General features: G+C 65.5%; 12 protein-coding genes and 2 tRNA genes. 2 read left to right on the top strand and 12 right to left on the bottom strand.

Features of this window, described 5'->3' with window-relative positions:
- Positions 1–39 precede the first annotated feature (39 nt).
- The 4 genes from B9N43_RS00845 to B9N43_RS00830 all read right to left on the bottom strand — a co-directional run bounded on the left by B9N43_RS00845 (position 40) and on the right by B9N43_RS00830 (position 3,133).
- Positions 40–1,275, bottom strand: coding sequence for a sulfotransferase family protein (locus B9N43_RS00845; protein ID WP_145840456.1), 1,236 nt, complete (start codon positions 1,273–1,275; stop codon positions 40–42).
- 137 nt (positions 1,276–1,412) lie between these two features.
- Positions 1,413–2,030: a TetR/AcrR family transcriptional regulator gene (locus B9N43_RS00840; RefSeq protein WP_186453906.1), complete on the bottom strand. Its 618-nt coding sequence runs from the start codon at positions 2,028–2,030 to the stop codon at positions 1,413–1,415.
- A 536-nt stretch (positions 2,031–2,566) separates the two neighbouring features.
- A tRNA-Phe gene (locus tag B9N43_RS00835) sits at positions 2,567–2,642 on the bottom strand.
- 200 nt (positions 2,643–2,842) lie between these two features.
- Complete coding sequence (locus B9N43_RS00830; protein ID WP_145840454.1) at positions 2,843–3,133, bottom strand: HU family DNA-binding protein; 291 nt, start codon at positions 3,131–3,133, stop codon at positions 2,843–2,845.
- A gap of 273 nt (positions 3,134–3,406) precedes the next feature.
- Here B9N43_RS00830 and ispB point away from each other — a divergent pair, with 273 nt between their 5' ends.
- A complete protein-coding gene (gene ispB, locus B9N43_RS00825) occupies positions 3,407–4,375 on the top strand; it encodes an octaprenyl diphosphate synthase (RefSeq protein WP_261379362.1) in 969 nt (322 codons plus the stop codon).
- Positions 4,376–4,426: 51 nt separating this feature from the next.
- Positions 4,427–4,503 (top strand) — tRNA-Pro (locus tag B9N43_RS00820).
- Between the two features lie 72 nt (positions 4,504–4,575).
- Here B9N43_RS00820 and mtnA read toward each other — a convergent pair.
- The 8 genes from mtnA to gltB all read right to left on the bottom strand — a co-directional run bounded on the left by mtnA (position 4,576) and on the right by gltB (position 17,323).
- A complete protein-coding gene (mtnA, locus tag B9N43_RS00815; RefSeq protein ID WP_145840452.1) occupies positions 4,576–5,619 on the bottom strand; it encodes an S-methyl-5-thioribose-1-phosphate isomerase in 1,044 nt (347 codons plus the stop codon).
- Positions 5,620–5,622: 3 nt separating this feature from the next.
- The gene (locus tag B9N43_RS00810) at positions 5,623–6,150 is read right to left on the bottom strand and encodes an adenine phosphoribosyltransferase (protein ID WP_145840451.1); all 528 of its coding nucleotides are present in this window, start codon (positions 6,148–6,150) and stop codon (positions 5,623–5,625) included.
- A gap of 15 nt (positions 6,151–6,165) precedes the next feature.
- On the bottom strand, positions 6,166–6,846 hold the full coding sequence (locus B9N43_RS00805) for a class II aldolase/adducin family protein (protein ID WP_145840450.1): 681 nt from the start codon (positions 6,844–6,846) through the stop codon (positions 6,166–6,168).
- Positions 6,843–7,727, bottom strand: a complete 885-nt coding sequence (locus B9N43_RS00800; protein ID WP_145840449.1) for an S-methyl-5'-thioadenosine phosphorylase — start codon at positions 7,725–7,727, stop codon at positions 6,843–6,845. Before B9N43_RS00800 ends, B9N43_RS00805 begins: the two co-directional genes overlap by 4 nt.
- A gap of 21 nt (positions 7,728–7,748) precedes the next feature.
- Positions 7,749–9,566, bottom strand: a complete 1,818-nt coding sequence (gene glmS, locus B9N43_RS00795) for a glutamine--fructose-6-phosphate transaminase (isomerizing) (RefSeq protein ID WP_145840448.1) — start codon at positions 9,564–9,566, stop codon at positions 7,749–7,751.
- 161 nt (positions 9,567–9,727) lie between these two features.
- A complete protein-coding gene (gene glmU / locus B9N43_RS00790) occupies positions 9,728–11,107 on the bottom strand; it encodes a bifunctional UDP-N-acetylglucosamine diphosphorylase/glucosamine-1-phosphate N-acetyltransferase GlmU (protein WP_145840447.1) in 1,380 nt (459 codons plus the stop codon).
- 85 nt (positions 11,108–11,192) lie between these two features.
- A complete protein-coding gene (locus tag B9N43_RS00785; protein ID WP_145840446.1) occupies positions 11,193–12,668 on the bottom strand; it encodes a glutamate synthase subunit beta in 1,476 nt (491 codons plus the stop codon).
- Positions 12,668–17,323 carry a glutamate synthase large subunit gene (gltB, locus tag B9N43_RS00780; protein ID WP_145840445.1) on the bottom strand — a complete coding sequence of 1,552 codons (4,656 nt, stop codon included), beginning with the start codon at positions 17,321–17,323 and terminating at the stop codon, positions 12,668–12,670. Before gltB ends, B9N43_RS00785 begins: the two co-directional genes overlap by 1 nt.
- Positions 17,324–17,469: the final 146 nt, after the last annotated feature.

The following is a 17,469-nucleotide window of genomic DNA, read 5'->3' as shown; positions in this document are numbered from 1 at the left end:
GCTGCGACGCACCGCCGTGAAACGGCGGTGCGGTGTCGGCTACAGCCCAAAACGGCGGCGGTAATCCTCGAACAGGCCGCCGTGGCGGGCTTTGTCGAGACCGAACTCTTCCAGCGTGTAGCGGTGAACCCCGTGCTTCTCCCTGGGGCGCTGCGCCAGATAGCGTTCCATCGCCTGTCTGGCCTCGGCGCTGAAGTCGAAGCCGAAATGGGCATAGAGCCGGGCGATGGCGCCGATCGGATCGCTGATGATGTCCTTGAAATAGATGTCGAAAAAATGCGTGGACTCATCGGCCAGCGCGGCGCGTGATTTCAGGCAGCGCTGGAGCATGTCGGCGAAATGGCGCACCTCCAGGTCGGCGGTCAGCACCGGATCCACATGATCGGAAAAACCGCCATGAGCCGTGCAGGCCAGGCTTGAAACGGAGGCCATCACCTCCATCGGGTCGCGATGGGTCTGTACCAGGCAGGCATCGGGATACACCGTCAGCAAGGCTTCGATGAATGCCATATGGGGCGGCGTCTTCAAGACCCAGCGGTCCCGCGCCAAGCCGGACTGCATGTGCTGGAGGAATTGATGGTGCCAACGGTAGGTCGGCTCCATGTCCTGTGCCATGTACCAGCGTCGATAGCTCGGGACGAAATAATTGACGCCGAACTGCTCCGACATGAACTGGAAAGCGCTGATCGCCAGGCATTCCTGGGGCAGGGATGCCCCCATGGCATGAATGGCGTTGATTCCCGCCGCCAGATCCCTGTCGAAAATCTTCAACCCCTTGTCCACCCGGGCGATGCGCGGGTCCGTCCGATAGGTTTCACCTCGGGCCGGCGGCACGGGCTCGGCGATTTCCCAAGTGGCGGGAGAGCGATGGGCCGGATCCTGGGCCAGGAGTTCGAAGAGAATCGTCGTGCCGGTCCGCGGCAGCCCCATGATGATCAAGGGGCGGCGAATGATTTGCCGAGCCACGTCCGAGTGCCGTTTGCGATATTCCACGATTCGCAGGCGGTGAGCCAGGGTGTCTTCCAGCATCCGGCGCGTCACCATGCGGCCGATGGTGGACAGTCGCGCTTCGCTTTCCAGGGAATCCACAAAATGCTCAAGCGCCGGACGACAATCGGGATCGCCGAAGTCCTCCAGTCCGGTCCGTTTCACGGCAGCGGCCATCAGTGTCGTCGGCGTCATGGGACGCCCCGCCAGGCCGGAACTTCTGGCCAAGGCCCCGGTACGGTTGATTAGCTTGACGTAGAACGCCTGTCGCGGCGACGGATAGTTCATAGCTCCCTGCCTCCGACTTCAGATCGCATCACCCTGTTGCGGCAATGACTGGAAACGAAGCCGGACAAATCGTTCACCCCAAAAGAAAGCACCCGAAGGTGCGGCTCACGGACCTCAGCACACATTGACCGGGACGCTCAGACGGAAGGAGATGCCTTTACCGGAAGAGGCTCACGGTAGTCGGCGATCGCCAGCATGATCCTTTGCAAGGTGGCGGCGAAGGCTGGAGAATGGATCAGCTCCGGCCGTTCCTCCACCACCGTGTTGATCATGCCCCGCAAGGCCCGACAGATCAGGAAGGCGGCCATCTCCGTATTCGCCGCGCCCACCTCGTCGGAACGATCGGACAACATTTTCGCGGCGCTGCGCTCCACGGTGTCGAGGATCTGCTGGCGTCGACGGTCGTTGCTCAATGGGTAGTAATTCCCCAGGTTGAAATGCCGCGCGTAGCGGGCATGGAATTCGTGCCCGAAGCGCAACAACTCACGATCGACTTCGACGGCATACTCCGTGGCGACACGAAAGAGTTCGGGCAGGGAGATGTCGAGAGACTCGTGAAAGTGAGGGATGGCGTCCTGGAAACGCTTCCGCATCGAGCGATTGGCCAACTGGATCAGGATTGCGTCGCGGTTGGGGAAATACTCATAGAGCGTCCCGACCCCTACGCCGGCGCGCTGGGCGACATGCCGTGTCGTCACCGCCTTGATCCCTCCCTCCCACAGAAGCTGCTGGGCCGCTTCGAGAATGACGCTCACGGTGAACTTGGCCCGAGACTGACGCGGCTGTTTTTTCAGGTTGAGAGGAAGAACGGTGGGTTTCGTCCTCGCGCCATGGCTCCTGCTCAATCCCATCTGGAATATCCCTCCTGCCCTCGAACCCGGGGCATCCAAACCCCATCCATGACACACACAACACCCGACCCGCGAAGGCTCGCGGGCCGCGCGGTCCATTCTAGGCATCTGATATCGTCGCAGTATCGGAATCGTCGTCATTCTTACCCGGAATGGGCAAATCGTCGCCCACCGGAGCATCGCGGCCCCAGTTGGGGCCACACCCGCTCAGTACCGGTCTGAAGAGGAAAATTCAGGGTTCGTTGAGGGATGTCGCACTGGAGATCTTGATGCGGCAGGGAAGGAAGCATTCCCAGCGCTCTGCCGTCCGGGAGAGACCGCATCAATTCGATCAATACCGAAGCCAGGCAGGTCAGCCCAGAAAAGAGCTGGCAGCTACGTACAGTGTCCCCAGAAACAAAAGCGGCTTCCATGAATTGGAAGCCGCTTTAACTTTAATCTGGTGGCCAGGGGCGGAATCGAACCGTCGACACGCGGATTTTCAATCCGCTGCTCTACCAACTGAGCTACCTGGCCGAAGAGCGGCGCATTATAGCGACGCCACGAAAAATGTGGAAGCCGAATTTGCATTCGGCCGCAGAGTCCGGCGCGGCGCAATGATGCGGCGCTGCCAACTCAAGATGCTCAAGCGGAGTGCGCCTTACGCCGTGCGCCTCTTGCACAAGAAAAAAGCCCGTCCAAAGACGGGCTTGATGGCAGAAGCAAAGCCTTGCTTATTATTTCTTGGCCTTCTTGCCTGCCACAGCCGTCTTGAAACCTGCACCGGCGGTGAACTTCGGCACGGTGGTGGCCGGAATCTTGATCGTGGCGCCGGTTTGCGGGTTCTTACCGGTACGAGCGGCACGCTTGGCAGATTTGAAAGTGCCAAAACCAACCAAAGTGACGGTATCGCCCTTTGAAACAGCCTTGACCACTGCACCAATGACGGCATCCAGAGCCTTGCCAGCGGCGGCCTTGCTGATATCGGCCTCCTTGGCGGCGATTTCGATCAGTTCCGCTTTATTCATCTCACTTCCTTTCCAGTTGGTGAAGGCCACATGGCCTGAAGCGGATTYTAACCACGTCTGAAGTCCTTGTGGCAAGCGCCTTGAGCGAATTTTTAATACTCAGGTTGGCATCAAATGCGGCCATGCCGCGAGACTGACGGCATCCCCCCCGCAACAACGATCAGGACAACGGCAAGCTGCTGCCTCGCAACTGTGCCCGATAACGTCATGCTCATGATTTATTGACGGAAAATGAGCCCCCCCCTAACATCCGATCTTTTTGATCGGTTCACCGTGCAGCTTGCTTCCCTGAATACACTGATCGCCCCCGACATGAAGGCGGTAGATGCCGTCATCCGGGCGCGGCTTCATTCCGAAGTGGTCCTCGTGCGCCAAGTGGCGGAATACATCATTTCCGCCGGCGGCAAGCGCATGCGCCCCGCCCTGGTGATCCTTGCCGCCCGGGCCCTGGGATACGAGGGCAGCCACCACCACGAGCTTGCCGCCGTGGTCGAGTTCATCCACACCGCGACCCTGCTCCACGACGATGTCGTCGACGAGTCGGGATTGCGTCGCGGCCGTGAAACGGCGAACGCGCTGTTCGGCAACGCGGCGAGCGTGCTGGTGGGTGATTTCCTCTATTCCCGCGCCTTCCAGATGATGGTCGGCGTCGGCAGCATGCGCGTGATGGAAGTGCTCGCGGAAGCGACCAACGTCATTGCCGAAGGCGAAGTGCTGCAATTGATGAATTGCCACGACGCCGACATCGAAATCGAGAACTATCTGCAAGTCATCCGCTACAAGACCGCCAAACTGTTCGAGGCGGCCAGCCGGCTCGGCGGCATCCTCGGCGGCGCCCCGGCCGAACTCGAGGAGAGCCTGGCGCGCTACGGCATGCACCTGGGCACGGCGTTCCAGCTCATCGACGACGTGCTCGACTACTCCGGCGACGAGAACGAAACCGGCAAGCACCTCGGTGACGACCTGGCCGAGGGCAAGCCCACCCTGCCCTTGATCCACGCGCTGCACCACGGCACAGCCGCACAGAGCGCCGCGATCAGACGGGCCATCGAGGACAGCGGCAAGGACGAACTGCCGGCGGTGCTGGAAGCGATCCGCGCCACCGGCGCGCTGGAGGAAACCCGGCGCCGCGCGGAGATCGAGGCCGAATCGGCGCAAGCCGCACTCTCTTCTCTGCCGCCTTCGATTTATCGGGATTCTCTGCTACAATTCGCCGCCTTCGCAGTGGCGCGACGCCACTGACCTAGGCGGCAGGAGCCCAGCGGCAGTTCCCGAAAAAGCTCCTGATCGAATCGGGGTGTAGCTCAGCCTGGTAGAGTACTGCGTTCGGGACGCAGGAGTCGGAGGTTCGAATCCTCTCACCCCGACCAAACCACCGTAAAAAAACCGGCGCCAAGGCCGGTTTTTTTACGCCCATACGTCGGCAACGTTCGATCCGTGTCTCAGAACAGCGCCGCCAGCTTCTCGCGGTCGGGCGCGTGAACGACGCCTTTTTCCGTGATCAGCGCCGTCACCAGTTCCGCCGGCGTGATGTCGAACGCCGGATTGCGAACCGCCACACCCTGCGCGGCCCACTGGCAGTCGCGATACCCCGTCACCTCGTCCGCGGTGCGTTCCTCGATGGGGATCTCGGCGCCGCTGGCGAGCGCCCGGTCGATGGTCGACAGGGGGCAGGCCACGTAAAAAGGAATGCGATGACGATGCGCCAGCACCGCCACCATGTAGGTGCCGATCTTGTTGGCCACATCGCCGTTGGCCGCGACCCGGTCGGTGCCGACGACGACCGCATCGATCTCGCCTCGGCTCATCATGAACCCGGCCATGTTGTCGGTGATCAGGGTGACGGGAATCTTCTCCTGCACCATTTCCCAGGCGGTCAGGCGCGCCCCTTGCAGGAAAGGGCGGGTCTCGTCGGCAATGACGGAGATGCGCTTGCCGGCCTCCACCGCCGAGCGGATCACGCCCAATGCCGTGCCGTGGCCGGCGGTGGCCAATGCGCCGGCGTTGCAATGGGTCAGCACCCGCGCCCCATCCGTCAGCAGGTCTGCGCCGTGGACGCCCATCGCGCGATTGATGCGGATGTCCTCCGCATGGATGGCATGGGCCTCGTCCAGCAGGGCGGCGGCCAGCGCCGGAGCATCAAGGGTGCCCTTGGCGCTCCAGCATTCGCGCATCCGCCGCAGCGCCCAGAACAGATTGACAGCGGTCGGCCGACTGGCCGCCAGGGCCTGGAATCCGGCGTCCAGTTCCTGGTCGAAGCGGGTGTGGGGAAAGTCCCGCAGGCGCAATGCCTCCAGCGCCACCCCGTAGGCGGCGGCCACGCCGATGGCCGGCGCCCCCCGTACCACCATGCTGCGGATACCCTCGGCGACCTCGGCGGCCGACGTGTATCGCCGATATTCGAAGACGGCGGGCAGGCGCGTCTGGTCGATCATCTCCAGATGGCCCGCCGGACACCAGCGCAGCGTCTCAACCGCGACAGCCATGATTCAGTCGCCCTCGAATTCGCACAGCGCAAACACCTTGTGCCCCTGCTCTTCAAGACGGGTGCGCCCGCCCAGGTCAGGCAGGTCGATGACGAAGCAGCACTCCACGATCTCGCCGCCCATGCTCTCGATCAGCTTGCACGCCGCTTCGGCCGTCCCACCCGTCGCGATCAGGTCGTCGACCAGCAGTATCCGGTCGCCGCGGGACACGGAGTCCACATGCATCTCGATGCGGTCGCTGCCGTACTCCAGCGCGTAGTCGTGCCCCACCGTCTCGGCCGGCAGCTTGCCCTGCTTGCGGATCGGGACGAAACCCACGCCCAGTTGAAAAGCCAGCGCCGCGCCGACGATGAAGCCGCGCGCCTCGATGCCGGCCACGCGGTCGATGCTGGTGCCGGCGTAGCGGTTGACCAGTTCGCCGATGGTGACGCGAAAACCCACCGGGTCCTTCAGCAGCGTGGTGATGTCGCGAAACATCACGCCCTGCTTCGGGTAATGGGGAACGGTACGGATACGTGATTTGATTGGCATCTTGATACAGCCCCGCTAGGCAATTTTGTTGTGGGAGAGGTCGCCAGCCTGCCGACCGTAGTCCTTGAACTTTTCCAGCACTTCGCGCATCTGCTGCGCGGAGAGCAGATGCGGCTCGCCTACCTGCAAGGCACGCCAGTACTGCTCGCACAGCGTTTCCACTTCCACGGCCAGGGCGAAGGCGTCGTCCAGATCGCGCCCCAGGGCGATCATGCCGTGGTTGGCGAGCAGGCAGGCCTTGCGTCCGGTCAGCGCGGCCAGGGCATGCCGCGACAGCTCTTCAGTGCCGAACAGTGCATACGGCGCGCAACGGATGGTATCGCCGCCGGCCATGGCGATCATGTAATGGAACGGCGGGATCTCCCGGTGCAGGCAGGCCAGCGTCGTGGCGAAGGGCGAGTGGCAATGCACCACCGCATTGATTTCGCGCCGGCTGGCGAGGATGTCGCGGTGGAAATGCCATTCGCTGGAGGGTTTGCCGGGCGTACGGGGAGAGCCGTCGAAATCCAGCGCCACCATCTCCGCCGCCTGCATCTCGTCCACCGGCCGGCCCGACGGCGTGACCAGGAAATAATCGCCGCAGCGGCAGCCGACGTTTCCCGATGTCCCTTTGTTCAGGCCCGCCGCGACCATGGCCTGCGCCACGCTCAGCATCCGTTGGCGCAGGCGCTCCTCGGCGGCGTGGGGTTGGCTCATGAACGCAGCAGGCGGCCGGCGACGGCGTCCAGCTTGGCCAGCATCGCCGGGTCGCGGGCCTCGGGCGCGGTGATCAGGGCATGTTCCAGCGCCTTGCGGCACGGGCAATCCGCGCCATGGGCATCCGCCTGCACCCGTGGCGTGACGGCCCGCACCAGGTTGCCGGCCTTGTCCGCATTGCCATGCAGCACGGCGACGATCTGCTCCACCGTGACGTCGTCGTGATCCGGGTGCCAACAGTCGAAGTCTGTGATCATGGCGACGCTGGCGTAGCACAGCTCGGCTTCGCGGGCGAGCTTGGCTTCCGGCATATTGGTCATGCCGATCACGTCGCAGCCCCACTGGCGGTACAACCTCGATTCGGCCAGGCTGGAGAACTGCGGTCCCTCCATGGCCAGATAGGTGCCGCCGCGCACCGCCTCGATCCCGGCCTCGCCGACGGCCTGCTCCAGATGGTCTCCCAACCGCCCGCAGACGGGATGCGCCATGGAGACGTGCGCCACCAGTCCCTTGCCGAAAAAGGATTTCTCGCGGGCGAAGGTGCGGTCGATGAACTGGTCGACGATCACGAACATCCCCGGCTTCAGGTCTTCGCGCAGGGAGCCGACCGCGCTCACCGAAATGACGTCGGTGACGCCAAGGCGTTTCAGGGCGTCGATATTGGCGCGGTAATTGACCTCGGACGGCGGAATCCTGTGGCCGCGCCCGTGGCGGGGCAGGAAGGCCATGGCCTGGCCGTTCAGATCGCCCAGCATGATCTCGTCCGAGGGTTCGCCGAAGGGCGAATCCACCTTGACCCAGCGGATGTCGGAGAGGCCGGCGATCTCGGACACGCCGCTGCCGCCGATGACGCCAAGCACGGGAACTATCTTGTTCTTCATCGATTTTCCTTGGTTGCGCCGCTATTCCACCGTCACACTCTTGGCCAGATTCCGCGGCTTGTCCACATCGGTGCCCTTCACCAGGGCGGCATGGTAGGCCAGCAGTTGCAGAGGCACCACATGGAGCACGGGCGAGAGGACGCCGTAGTGCTCCGGCAGGCGCAGGATGTGGATGCCCTCTGACTCGGGCACTTCCGAATCCGCGTCGGCGAACACGTAGAGTTCGCCGCCACGGGCCTTCACTTCCTGGAGGTTGGACTTCAGCTTTTCCAGCAGGGCGTCGTTGGGCGCCACGGCGATGACCGGCATGTCCGCGTCCACCAGGGCCAGGGGACCGTGCTTGAGTTCACCGGCGGGGTAGGCCTCGGCGTGGATGTAGGAGATTTCCTTGAGTTTGAGGGCGCCTTCGAGGGCGATGGGATAGTGGTGGCCGCGGCCGAGAAAAAGGGCGTGGTGCTTGCCGGCGAAGCGCTGGGCCCAGCGCCCGATCTCGGGCTCCAAGGCCAGCACCTTCTGCACCGCCACCGGGAGATGGCGCAGCGCCGCCAGATGCCGCGCCTCTTCTTCCGCGCTCAGCCAGTCCTGCTGGCTGGCGAGGGTCAGGGCCAGCAGGGCCAGGGCCGCCAACTGGGTGGTGAAGGCCTTGGTCGAGGCGACGCCGATCTCGGGCCCGGCGCGGGTCAGGAACTTCAAGGCCGCCTCGCGGATCAGGGCCGATTCCGCCACGTTGCAGATCGCCAGGGTGCGGTTCATGCCCAGCTGGCGGGCATGCTTCAGTGCGGCCAGGGTGTCGGCGGTCTCGCCGGACTGGGAGATGGCCACCACCAGGGTGTCCGGATCGGGCACCGACTCCCGGTAGCGGTATTCGCTCGCCACCTCCACCGTGCAGGGCAGTTGCGCCAGCGACTCGATCCAGTAGCGCGCCACCTGGCCGGCATGGTGACTGGTGCCGCACGCCAGGATCAGCACGCGGCCGACGCCGTCGAGCAGTTCGGGCGCGGCGCTGCCGAACAGATTGGGCGACAGGCGCTGAGCGGCGCCGATCATCTCCAGCGTGTTGGCCAGGGCCTGGGGCTGCTCGAAGATTTCCTTCTGCATGTAGTGGCGGTACGGCCCCAGCTCCACGGCGTCCGCCGACAGCTGACTCTCCACCACGGCACGTACCGCCGGCGCGCCGTCCGGCCCCAGCACGCGCCAGGCGTCGCGCCCGATCTCGGCCACATCGCCGTCTTCCAGATAGACCATGGAGCGGGTCACCTGCAGCAGCGCCGACGCGTCGGACGCGGCATAGTTGCCGGCGGCGGAAATGCCCAGCAGCAGCGGAGCGCCATGACGGGCGACGACCACGCGCTGCTCGCCCTCGCGCAGCACGGCGATCGCATAGGCGCCGGCCAGGCGCATGGTGGCGCGGCGCACCGCCTGCAGCAGGTCCGGCTCGCTCTTCAGGGTGTGCTCGATCAGATGGGCGACCGCTTCGGTGTCGGTGTCGGAATGGAACACGTAGCCGAGCGCGGACAGTTCCTGCTTGATCTCGGCGAAGTTCTCGATGATGCCGTTATGCACCAGGGCCAGGCCGCCGGAGACATGAGGATGGGCGTTGCGCTCGGAGGGCACGCCGTGCGTGGCCCAGCGGGTATGCGCGATGCCCCGGGTGGCGTTGACGCCTTCGGCCTGGGCCGCCAGTTCGGCCACCCGGCCGACGCTGCGCAGACGCTGCAAACCGGGATTCAAGACCGCCAGGCCGGCCGAGTCATAGCCCCGGTATTCGAGCTTGCGCAGGCCTTCGACCAGGGTGGGAACCACATTGCCTGCGGCCACGGCCGCCACGATGCCGCACATCAGTTCAATCCTTCCGTTAACGTGAAAGTACGCAATACAACGCCCGGTCGAGCTTCGAGCGTAGCGAGCAGACTGCATCCCCCGCCCCGGGGCGGGGGCAGGGGGTGGGGGGCGTGTCAGGGTTTTGGCGTTCTTTCATGGTTTGGGGGTGAGCAATGCGCTCATGAACGCTTGATCGGCCGCTTCCAGGCGGCGATGGAAATCTGTTTCGGGCGCGAGACCGTCAGTTGTTCCGCCGGCGCGTCCCGCGTCAGCGTGGTACCGGCGCCGAGGGTGGCGCCCCGCCCGACGGTGACCGGCGCCACCAGTTGGGTGTCGGAACCGATGAAGGCATCGTCCTCGATCACCGTGCGGTGCTTGTTGGCGCCGTCGTAGTTGCAGGTGATGGTGCCGGCGCCGATATTCACCCGCTGGCCGACGGTGGCGTCGCCCAGGTAGGCCAGGTGGTTGGCCTTGGAATGATCGGCGATGGTGCTGTTCTTCACTTCGACGAAATTGCCGATGTGAACCTCCCGGCCCAGCGCCGCGCCGGGCCGCAGGCGGGCGTAGGGACCGATGGCGTTGTCCGCTCCGACCACGGCGTCTTCCAAGTGGCAGAAGGCCTGGATGCGGGTGCCGGCGCCCACCGTGGTGTTCTTCAGCACGCAGTGGGGGCCGACCGCCACGCCGTCGGCCAGTTCGACCCGGCCTTCGAACACGCAGCCGACGTCGATGCTGACGTCGCGCCCGCACAGCAGTTCGCCGCGCACGTCGATGCGCTCCGGATCGGCCAGGGTGACGCCGGCGTCCAGCAGCCGGACGGCCAGATTGCGCTGATGGATGCGCTCCAGCGCCGCCAGTTGCACCTTGTTGTTGACCCCGCGCACCTCCCATTCCGCGCCGGGCTGCGCGGTGCGCACGGGCATGCCCTCGGCCACGGCCAGTGCCACGATATCGGTCAGGTAGTACTCGCCCTGCGCGTTGCGGTTGCCCAGGCCCGGCAGCCAGCGCGCCAGCGCCGCCGTGGGCGCCACCAGAATGCCGGTATTGGTCTCGCGGATCGCGCGCTCGGCGTCGTCCGCGTCCTTTTCCTCGACGATGCGGCTGACCGCGCCATCCACCCGCACGATGCGGCCGTAGCCATGGGGATCGGCCAGCTCGATGGTCAATAGCGCCAGGGCATCGCTCCCCGCCGCCGCCAGCAACGCGCGCAGGGTTTCGGCGCGGATCAGCGGCACATCGCCATAGAGCACCAGGGTCGGGCAGGACGGGTCGAGTCGGGGCAGCGCCTGGAGGACGGCGTGACCGGTCCCCAGTTGCGGCGACTGCAGCGCCCAGCGCAGGTCCGGTGCCGCCATGGCGGCGGGCACGGCTTCGCCGCCATGGCCATGGACCACGCAGATCGAGGCTGCGCCCAGACTGCGCGCGGTATCCAGCACATGGGCCAGCATCGGGCGGCCGGCGATGGGATGGAGCACCTTGGGCAGGTCGGAGTACATGCGTTTGCCCTGGCCTGCGGCAAGCACCACGACGTTGAAGGAAGGGGGAGTGAGAGAGGACATGTTCGAGGCCGGAAAAGCAAAAGGCGCAGCGGGATTCTAGCCCTGCTGCGCCCTTTGATGCGGACGGAGTAAGCCGGATGCCGGCCTAGCGCGGCAGGGTGCTCGATCCCATGAGGAATTCGTCGACGGCACGCGCGGCCTGGCGGCCTTCGCGGATCGCCCACACGACCAGGGACTGACCGCGCCGCATGTCGCCGGCGGCGAACACCTTGCTCACGTTGGTGGCGTAGGCGTTGCGGCCCTCGGTATCGGCCTTGGCGTTGCCACGGGCATCCTTGTCGACGCCGAAGGCTTCCAGCACGCCGGCCACCGGGCTGACGAAACCCATGGCGAGGAACACCAGGTCGGCCTTGATCTCGAACTCGGAACCGGGCACCTCGCTCATCTTGCCGTCCTGCCAGGCCAGACGCACGGCCTTCACCGCGGTGAGCTTGCCGTTCTCGCCGACGAACGCCTTGGTGGCGATGGCCCAGTCGCGCTCCACACCTTCGTCGTGGGAGGACGAGGTGCGCAGCTTCAGCGGCCAGTAGGGCCAGGTCAGGGGGCCGTTTTCCAGCTCGGGCGGACGCGGCAGCAATTCGATCTGGGTCACGCTGGCGGCGCCGTGGCGGTTGGAGGTGCCGACGCAATCGGAGCCGGTGTCGCCGCCGCCGATCACCAGCACGTGCCTGCCCGCGGCACTGATCGGATTCTTCTTGCCGCGCATGTTGCCGGAATTGACCTCCTTGTTCTGGGGGATCAGGAACTCCAGGGCGAAATGCACGCCGGCCAGGTCGCGGCCGGGGATCGGCAGGTCGCGCGGATGCTCGGCGCCGCCGGTGAGCAGCACCGCGTCGAACTGCTTTTGCAGTTGTTCCGGCGTGACGGTCTTCCTGCTGTCGTCGCAGACGCCCTGCGGCATCTCGGCCCTGGTCACCAGGGTGTTGGTGACGAACTTGACGCCTTCGACCTCCATCTGGGCCATGCGCCAGTCGATCAGGCGCTTGTCCAGCTTAAAATCGGGAATGCCGTAGCGCATCAGGCCGCCGATCCGGCTGTTCTTTTCGAACACCGTGACCTCGTGGCCGGCGCGCGCCAGTTGCTGGGCGGCGGCCATCCCGGCGGGGCCGGAGCCGACGACGGCGACCTTCTTGCCGGTCTTCCGCGCCGCCGGCTGGGGCACCACCCAGCCGTTCTCGCCGGCCTTGTCGATGATCGCCCGCTCGATGGACTTGATGCCCACCGGGTTTTGCGGAATGTTCAGGGTGCAGGCCGCCTCGCAGGGCGCGGGGCAGATGCGGCTGGTGACCTCGGGGAAATTGTTGGTCGAATGCAGCACCGTAATGGCTTCGCGCCAGTTGCCGCGATAGACCAGATCGTTCCAGTCGGGAATGATGTTGTTGACCGGGCAGCCGTTGTTGCAGAAGGGAATGCCGCAGTCCATGCAGCGTGCACCCTGGATCTTGGCCTGCTCGTCATCGAGGTGGAGGACGAACTCGCGGTAGTGCCTCAGCCGCTGGTCGACCGGTTCGTAGGATTCGGACTGGCGTTGGAATTCGAGGAATCCTGTGGGCTTGCCCATTATGCGGCCTCCTTCTGTTGCTGTTCCGCCATTTCCTTCAGGGCGCGACGGTATTCATGGGGCATGACCTTGACGAACTTGGCGCGATACTGGGGCCAATGGGCGAGGATTTCCCTGGCCCGGGCGCTGCCGGTGTATTGCTCGTGCCTGGCGATCAGCGACTTCAGCAGTTCCTCGTCGGCGCGGCCCAGGTGGCGCACGTCGACGCGGCCGTGGGCTTCCAGTTCCCCGGTCTCGGAGGCGGCGATCTCTTCCGGCACCGGTTCCAGCGCGACCATCGACAGGTTGCAGCGCTGCTCGAAGCTGCCGTCCTCGTCCAGCACATAGGCCACGCCGCCGCTCATGCCGGCGGCGAAGTTGCGGCCGGTGCGGCCCAGCACCACGACGGTGCCGCCGGTCATGTATTCGCAGCCGTGATCGCCGGTGCCCTCCACCACCGCGGTGGCGCCGGAATTGCGGACGCAGAAGCGCTCGCCGGCGACGCCGCTGAAGAACACCTCGCCTTCGGTGGCGCCGTAGAGCACGGTGTTGCCGACGATGATGTTCTCGGCCGGATCGCCGCGGAAGCCCTTGGGCGGTTTGACGACGATGCGGCCGCCGGACAGGCCCTTGCCCACATAGTCGTTGCCTTCGCCGGTGAGCTCGAGGGTGATCCCCTTCGCCAGGAAGGCGCCGAAGCTCTGGCCGGCGGTGCCGGCGAGCTTGACGGTGAGGGTGCCATCGGCCAGGCCGGCGTGGCCATGGCGCTTGGCCACCTCATGGGACAGCAGGGTGCCGACCGTGCGGTTCTCGTTCTTCACCGTGGTTTCGATCGTCACCTTCTTGCCGCTCTCCAGGGCGGGCTTGGCCTTGGCGATCAGCGCATGGTCGAGGGCGCGGTCGATGCCGTGGTCCTGCACTTCGCGGTGGTAGCGCGCCACGGCGGCGGGTACCGGCGGCAGGTAGAAGATGCGCGAGAAGTCGAGCCCCTTGGCCTTCCAGTGGTCGACGCCGGCCCGCATGTCGAGCAGGTCGGCGCGGCCGATCAGGTCGTCGAACTTGCGGATGCCGAGCTGGGCCATCAGCTCGCGCACTTCGTCTGCGACGAAGAAGAAGTAATTGACGACGTGCTCGGGCTGGCCGGTGAAGCGCTTGCGCAATTCCGGGTCCTGCGTCGCAACGCCGACCGGACAGGTGTTGAGGTGGCACTTGCGCATCATGATGCAGCCTTCGACCACCAGCGGCGCGGTGGCGAAGCCGAACTCGTCCGCGCCCAGGAGGGCGCCGATCACCACGTCGCGGCCGGTCTTCATCTGGCCGTCGGCCTGGACCCGGATGCGGCCGCGCAGGCGGTTCAGCACCAGGGTCTGCTGGGTCTCGGCCAGGCCCAGTTCCCAGGGGGTGCCGGCATGCTTGACCGAGGACAGCGGCGACGCGCCGGTGCCGCCGTCGTGGCCGGCGATCACCACGTGATCGGCCTTGGCCTTGGCGACGCCGGCGGCGACGGTACCGACGCCGACTTCCGACACCAGCTTGACCGAGATACCGGCCGCCGGGTTGGCGTTCTTCAGGTCATGGATGAGTTGCGCCAGATCCTCGATCGAATAGATGTCGTGATGGGGCGGCGGCGAAATCAGGCCGACGCCGGGCACCGAGTGGCGCAGGAAGCCGATGTACTCGGACACCTTGTGCCCCGGCAGCTGGCCGCCCTCGCCGGGCTTGGCGCCCTGCGCCATCTTGATCTGGATCTGGTCGGCGTTGGCCAGGTACTCGGCGGTGACGCCGAAACGGCCGGAAGCCACCTGCTTGATCGCCGAGCGCAGGCTGTCGCCCTCGCGCAGGGGGATGTCACGCTCGATGCGGGAAGCGCCGATCACGCTGGCCACGGTCTCGCCGGCGCCGACCTTGCTGAAGCGCCGCGCATCCTCGCCGCCCTCGCCGGTGTTCGACTTGCCGCCGATCCGGTTCATGGCGATGGCCAGCGTGCTGTGGGCCTCGGTGGAGATCGACCCCAGGGACATCGCGCCGGTGGCGAAACGCTTGACGATCGCCCTGGCCGGCTCCACTTCGTCGAGCGGCACGGCGGGACCGACCGCCTTGAGCTCGAACAGGCCGCGCAGGGTCATGTGGCGCTTGCTCTGATCGTTGATGAGCTTGGCGTATTCCTTGTAGGTCTCGTACTTGCCGGAGCGCGTCGCGTGTTGCAGCTTGGCGATGGAATCCGGGGTCCACATGTGCTCCTCGCCGCGGACGCGGAAGGCATACTCGCCGCCGCAATCGAGGGCGTCGGCGTACAGGGGATCGTTGCCGAACGCCGTGCCGTGGGTGTTGATCGCTTCCAGCGCCACTTCCTTGAGGCCGATGCCCTCGACCCGCGTCGGCGTGCCGGTGAAGTAGCGGGCGACGAAATCGGAGGCCAGGCCGACCGCCTCGAAGATCTGCGCGCCGCAGTAGGACTGGTAGGTGGAGATGCCCATTTTCGACATCACCTTCATCAGACCCTTGCCGATGGCCTTGATGTAGCGTTTGTTGCAATCGGCGACCGCGGGCTTGCCCGCCAGCGTGGGGGCGATCGCCGCGATGCTCTCGAACGCCAGCCAGGGATGGATGGCTTCGGCGCCGTAGCCGGCCAGCAGCGCGAAGTGATGGTTCTCGCGCGCCGCGCCGGTCTCGACCACCAGGCCGAAGGAAGTGCGCACGCCGGCCTTCACCGTATGCTGATGGACGGCGGAACAGGCGAGCAGCGCGGGGATCGGCGCACGCTCGGCATCGACGCCGCGGTCGGACAGGATGATGACGTTGTAGCCCTCGCCCACGGCGCGCTCGACCCGTGCGCAGACCTGGTACAGGGAGCGGCTCAGGCCCACCGGCCCCTCGGCCACCGGGGTGGTGATGTCGACCACGATGGAGCGGAAGGTGCCCTGCGTCAGCTTGTCGATCTGCTTGAGCTTGGCCATGTCGGCCGGCGAGAGGATCGGCTGATGAACTTCCAGGCGCGGCGTCGGTTCGGCCTCATCCACGCCCAGTAGATTGGGGTTGGGGCTGACCAGCGAGACCAGGGACATGACGATCTCCTCGCGGATCGGATCGATCGGCGGGTTCGTCACCTGGGCGAAAAGCTGCTTGAAATAATTGAACAGGGGCTTGTTGCGATTCGACAGCACCGGCAGGGCGGAATCGTTGCCCATGGAGCCGGTGGCCTCTTCGCCGGCGCTGGCCATCGGTTCGAGCACGAACTTGATGTCCTCCTGGGAGTAGCCGAAGGCCTGCTGCAGCTTCATGAGCGGCACCGTCAGCTTTTCCCGCGCCCTGACTTCGGGCATCTCGTCCACGTAGTAGCGCGACTTTTCGATCCACTGCCGATAAGGCTTGGCGGAGGCGAGCGCATGCTTGATTTCGTCGTCGCCGATGATGCGGCCCTGCTCCAGGTCGATCAGCAGCATCCTGCCCGGCTGCAGACGCCATTTCTTGACGATGCGCTCCTGCGGGATCGGCAGCACGCCGCTTTCCGACGCCATGACGATCAGGTCGTCATCGGTGACCAGATAGCGGGCCGGCCGCAGGCCGTTGCGGTCCAGGGTGGCGCCGATCTGGCGGCCGTCGGTGAAGGCCACCGCGGCCGGGCCGTCCCAGGGCTCCATCAGCGCCATGTGGTATTCGTAGAAGGCGCGCCGTTCCTCGTCCATCAGGGGATTGCCGGCCCAGGCTTCGGGGATCAGCATCATCATGGCGTGGGCAAGGCTGTAGCCGCCCATCACCAGCAGTTCGAGCGCGTTGTCGAAACTGGCGGAGTCGGACTGGCCATCGTAGATCAGGGGCCAGATCTTCTCCAGATCCTCGCCCAGGACCGACGAGGAGATGGCGTGCTCGCGGGCGCGAATCCAGTTCACGTTGCCGCGCAGGGTGTTGATCTCGCCGTTGTGGGCGATCATCCGGAAGGGATGCGCCAGATCCCAGGTGGGAAAGGTGTTGGTGGAAAAGCGCTGATGCACCAGCGCCAGCGCGGTCACGACGCGCTCGTCGCTCAGGTCGCGGAAATACTCGCCGACCTGGTCGGCCAGCAGCATGCCCTTGTAGACCACCGTGCGGACCGACAGGGAGGGCACATAGAACATCTTGACGTCGGGCAGCTTGAGCGCCTGCACGCGGTGGCCGGCCTCCTTGCGGATGACGTAGAGCTTGCGCTCCAGCGCGGCGGCGTCGGCGACGCCGGCGCCACGGCCGATGAACACCTGGCGGATCACCGGCTCGATGTCCTTCGCGGCCTGCGCCAGGCCGGCGTTGTCGCACGGCACGTCGCGCCAGCCGAGCAGTTCCTGGCCCTCGTAGCGCACCGTGCGCTCGATCGCCGCCTCGCAGGCGCGGCGGCTCTCCGCGTTCTGCGGCAGGAAGACCATGCCGACGCCGTATTCACCCACGGGAGGCAGCGTTACGCCCTGGGCGGCCATTTCCTCGCGGAAGAAACCGTCCGGAATCTGCAGCAGAATACCGGCGCCGTCACCCAACAGCGGATCGTAGCCGGTCGCGCCACGATGCTCGAGGTTCTTGAGAATCTGCAAGCCCTGCTGGACGATGGCATGGCTTTTCTGATTCTTGATGTGGGCAACGAAGCCGACGCCACAGGCGTCGTGCTCATTCGCGGGGTCGTACAACCCCTGCCGGCTCGGCAGATCCATCTCGTCTGTCCTTGAAAGAAGCGCTGCTACAGGCGCAGCCGTCAAAAAAAGCTAGGGCGCAAGAGCATCTCCCCGGCTTTGGTTATATTTCGGTGGGCGAAAGAATATACCCTCGTTCGCCCCCGAACTCAAGACGCTGCAGTGCA

It is taken from the genome of Denitratisoma sp. DHT3, from assembly GCF_007833355.1.
Lineage (GTDB): Bacteria > Pseudomonadota > Gammaproteobacteria > Burkholderiales > Rhodocyclaceae > Denitratisoma.
The sequence above is the reverse complement of the archived record's forward strand: the minus strand, read 5'-3'. Positions and strand labels throughout refer to the sequence as shown.

What these genes read in the sequence shown, in the direction of transcription:
- glmU (WP_145840447.1), bottom strand. Translation starts at nt 11,107, where the DNA reads ATGTCCTCTCTCACTCCCCCTTCCTTCAACGTCGTGGTGCTTGCCGCA.
- B9N43_RS00805 (WP_145840450.1), bottom strand. Translation starts at nt 6,846, where the DNA reads ATGAGCCAACCCCACGCCGCCGAGGAGCGCCTGCGCCAACGGATGCTG.
- mtnA (WP_145840452.1), bottom strand. Translation starts at nt 5,619, where the DNA reads ATGGCTGTCGCGGTTGAGACGCTGCGCTGGTGTCCGGCGGGCCATCTG.
- gltB (WP_145840445.1), bottom strand. Translation starts at nt 17,323, where the DNA reads ATGGATCTGCCGAGCCGGCAGGGGTTGTACGACCCCGCGAATGAGCAC.
- B9N43_RS00800 (WP_145840449.1), bottom strand. Translation starts at nt 7,727, where the DNA reads ATGAAGAACAAGATAGTTCCCGTGCTTGGCGTCATCGGCGGCAGCGGC.
- B9N43_RS00810 (WP_145840451.1), bottom strand. Translation starts at nt 6,150, where the DNA reads ATGCCAATCAAATCACGTATCCGTACCGTTCCCCATTACCCGAAGCAG.
- B9N43_RS00785 (WP_145840446.1), bottom strand. Translation starts at nt 12,668, where the DNA reads ATGGGCAAGCCCACAGGATTCCTCGAATTCCAACGCCAGTCCGAATCC.
- B9N43_RS00830 (WP_145840454.1), bottom strand. Translation starts at nt 3,133, where the DNA reads ATGAATAAAGCGGAACTGATCGAAATCGCCGCCAAGGAGGCCGATATC.
- glmS (WP_145840448.1), bottom strand. Translation starts at nt 9,566, where the DNA reads ATGTGCGGCATCGTGGCGGCCGTGGCCGCAGGCAATGTGGTTCCCACC.
- B9N43_RS00845 (WP_145840456.1), bottom strand. Translation starts at nt 1,275, where the DNA reads ATGAACTATCCGTCGCCGCGACAGGCGTTCTACGTCAAGCTAATCAAC.